General features: G+C 74.5%; 5 protein-coding genes. All 5 read right to left on the bottom strand.

All coding sequences use genetic code 11. The annotated features are described in order from the left end of the window. Positions 1-302 (bottom strand): hypothetical protein (locus ESO86_RS14275; RefSeq protein WP_165307892.1); only part of this gene is annotated, 302 nt, incomplete at its 3' end. A gap of 125 nt (positions 303-427) precedes the next feature. Then, a complete protein-coding gene (locus ESO86_RS14270; protein ID WP_129235593.1) occupies positions 428-589 on the bottom strand; it encodes a hypothetical protein in 162 nt (53 codons plus the stop codon). 80 nt (positions 590-669) lie between these two features. Then, complete coding sequence (locus tag ESO86_RS20085; RefSeq protein WP_277985233.1) at positions 670-795, bottom strand: hypothetical protein; 126 nt, start codon at positions 793-795, stop codon at positions 670-672. 56 nt (positions 796-851) lie between these two features. Continuing rightward, positions 852-2,522: an FAD-dependent oxidoreductase gene (locus tag ESO86_RS14265; protein ID WP_129235592.1), complete on the bottom strand. Its 1,671-nt coding sequence runs from the start codon at positions 2,520-2,522 to the stop codon at positions 852-854. Between the two features lie 145 nt (positions 2,523-2,667). After that, a partial coding sequence (locus ESO86_RS14260) for a hypothetical protein (RefSeq protein WP_207207153.1) occupies positions 2,668-3,144 on the bottom strand: 477 nt, incomplete at its 5' end.

Below are 3,144 nucleotides of genomic sequence, written 5' to 3'. Positions count from 1 at the left end.
TCGCGCAGCGCCTCGACGCCGCCCGACCGATAGGTCTCCCAGTCGCGGTCGCCGCCGCCCGGGAGCGCGCGGGCGGCCCACCGGTCGCCGAGCGACGCGGCCAGTGCGACGATCGTCTCGCCCGCGGCATCCGTCGGGCAGGCCCTGAGCAGCTCGCCGAGTGCGGCCGTGCGGCCCTCGTGGAACTTCCCGGCGGGGTGCGAACGTCCGTCCTTGGCGAGGGCGCAGGACGTGGCATCCCCCATCGCGGCGGCCCATGCCTCGGCGGCGCGGGCACGCAGCTCGCGAACGTCCTCGCGCACGAGGACGGGCCGAACGGGAGGAAGTTCCCGCGCGGGGGCGGCGTGTCGGGGGGTGACACGCCGGCCCGAGGTCGGGAACTCCTCCCGTTCGGCCCGTGGCATCGGCTCGGCGTCGCGGGCTCGGCTCAGCGGCCGAAGAGCTTCGCGAAGAAGCCGGTCGACGGCTCGTCCTCGTGGCCCGCGCAGCGCTGGTTGCGCGGCACGCCGCGCATGACCTGGTCGACGTGCTGGCCGCAACCGGCCCAGGTGGTCTTGCCGCACTTGCGGCACGTGACGGCTCGGCACATGGTGGTTCTCCTCGGAAGGTGGGGACCCGGCCGCGATCGGCGGCCGGGTCGGGGTCGGGTGGTGGGGCGGATGCCTCGGCTCAGCGGTCGGCGTGGTCGCCGTCGCACCAGCGGTCGGCCGGGACGTAGTCCTTCACCGAGTCGATGTGCTGGCCGCAGCCCGACCAGGTGGTCTTGCCGCAGGAACAGGTGACGGGGCTGCACATGGTGGTTCTCCTCCAGGTTCGGATGTGCGTGGGGTGGTCCGGGTGGACGGGATGGCTCAGGCGGCGATCGCGGTCTCGCGGGCCTCGGCGTGGGAGCGGGCGGACTCGCCGGCCTGCCACGTGAGGTAGCCGCCGTCGAGGTTCACGGCCTCACGGCCGAGCTGGGCGAGCAGGCGCACCGCGGTGTGGCCGCGCTGGCCGACCTTGCAGTGCACGACGAGGCGCCCGGCGGGCAGCTCGTCGATCCGCGCGCGGATCTCGTCGAGCGGGATGTTGATCGAGCCCGGGATGGCCCCGGCCGCGACCTCTCCCGGCGTGCGGACGTCGACGAGCACGTCGCCCGCCTCCATCGCGGCGTCGAGCTCGTGCCACTGGATCGACGGGGTGAGCCCCTCGACGGCGTTGAGCGCGACGTAGCCGAGCATGTTCACGGGGTCCTTGGCCGACGAGAACTGCGGCGCGTACGCCAACTCGAGGTCGGCGAGGTCGGAGGCGGTGAGGCCGCCGGCCATCGCCGTCGCGATGACGTCGATGCGCTTGTCGACCCCGTCGCCGCCGATGCCCTGCGCGCCGAGGATCTCGTCGGTCTCGGCGTCGACGACCAGCTTCAGCGCCATCTGCTCGGCGCCCGGGTAGTAGCCGGTGTGCGAGGCGGGGTGGGTGTGGACGACGCGGATCTCGCGCCCGACGCGGCGGAGCAGCTTCTCGGGCCAGCCGGTCGTCGCGATCGTGAGGCCCATGAGCCCGACCACCGCGGTGCCGAGCGCATCGCGCACCCGCACGTCGCGGCCCGCGATCGCGTCGGCGGCGAGCCGACCGTGGCGGTTCGCCAGGCCCGCGAGGGCGACGAGCCGGTGCTCGCCGCTGATCGCGTCGACCTTCTCGACGGCGTCGCCGATCGCCCAGATGTGCGGGTCGCTCGTGCGCAGGTCGTCGCCGACCCGGATGCCGCCGCGCTCGCCGATCTCGAGGCCCGCCGCGGCGGCCAGCCTCGTGTCGGGGCGCACGCCGATCGAGCCGAGCACGAACTCGGCCGGCACGGTCGTGCCGTCGCTGAGCAGTGCGGTGGAGGCGCGGAGCTCGGTCACCTGGGTGCCGAGGCGCACGTCGACGCCGGCGTCGCGGAGGCGGTCGGCGACGGGCGCGGCCATCTCGGGGTCGAGCGGCGGGAGCACCTGGTCGCCGAGCTCCACGAGCGTGACGTCGAGGCCGCGGTGCACGAGGTTCTCGACCATCTCGAGGCCGATGAAGCCGGCGCCGATGACGAGCGCATTGCGCGGGGCGACCTCGAGCTCGGCCATGGCGCGGTCGACGTCGTCGATGTCGCGGAGGGTGAGCATGCGGTCGCCGCCCGGCATGGGCGGGCGCACCGGGGTCGCGCCGGGCGAGAGCACGAGGGCGTCGTACGCCTCGGTGGTCTCCTCGCCCGTGACGAGGTCGCGCACCAGCACGGTCTTCGCGTCGCGGTCGATGGCGACGGCCTCGGTGCGCACGCGCACGTCGAGGCCGAACCGGCTGCCGAGGGAGGCGGGGGTCTGCAGGAGGAGGCTGGAGCGCTCCTCGATGACGCCGCCGAGGTAGTACGGCAGGCCGCAGTTGGCGAACGAGACGTGGCCGCCGCGCTCGAGCACGATGATGTCGGCGTGCTCGTCGAGCCGACGGAGGCGGGTGGCTGCGGACATTCCGCCCGCGACGCCGCCGATGATGAGGTACCGCTTCGAGGTCATGGCATGAGCGTAACAATACCCCGGGGGTATTGTCAAAATACCCTTCAGGTATCGCTCAGGCAGGGCGACGGATGCCCCGGACGGACGGCGACGGGCCCCCGCCGAGGTCGGCGGGGGCCCGTCGTGAACCGGTCGGACGGATCCGTCAGTCTCCGGCGCCGCCGGACGCGGGGCGGTCGCCGGCCTGCGAGCCCGCGTCATCCGCCCGGGAACCCGCGTCATCCGCCTGCGAGCCGGCGTCGTCGGGAACGTCGCCCGCGCCCTCGGGCACGGTGCCCCCGGACGCCTCCTCACCGGTGCCGATCCCGGAGCCCGCGTTCTCCTCCGCGGTCTCGAGGCCGGACTCGGCGTTCACGTCGGCGTGCTCCACGGCGGTCTCGAGGCCCGACCCGGCCTGCTCCTCGGCGTGCTCGAGCCCGCTGCCGTCGACGCCCTCGTCCTCGGTGTCCGTCGCACCCTCGACGTGGCCCGGGCTCACCGCACGATCGACGCCGCGCTCCGTGCCGGCCATCCCGTCGAACACGACCTGCGCGGGCTCGGGCAGCATGCCCGCAGCACCGGCCGCGCCGGCACCCGTCGCGCCCACGGCCACCGCGGCGACCGCGCCCATCGAGATCCTCGC

The organism is Agromyces binzhouensis (assembly GCF_004135055.1).
Classification (GTDB): domain Bacteria; phylum Actinomycetota; class Actinomycetes; order Actinomycetales; family Microbacteriaceae; genus Agromyces; species Agromyces binzhouensis.
The sequence above is the reverse complement of the archived record's forward strand: the minus strand, read 5'-3'. Positions and strand labels throughout refer to the sequence as shown.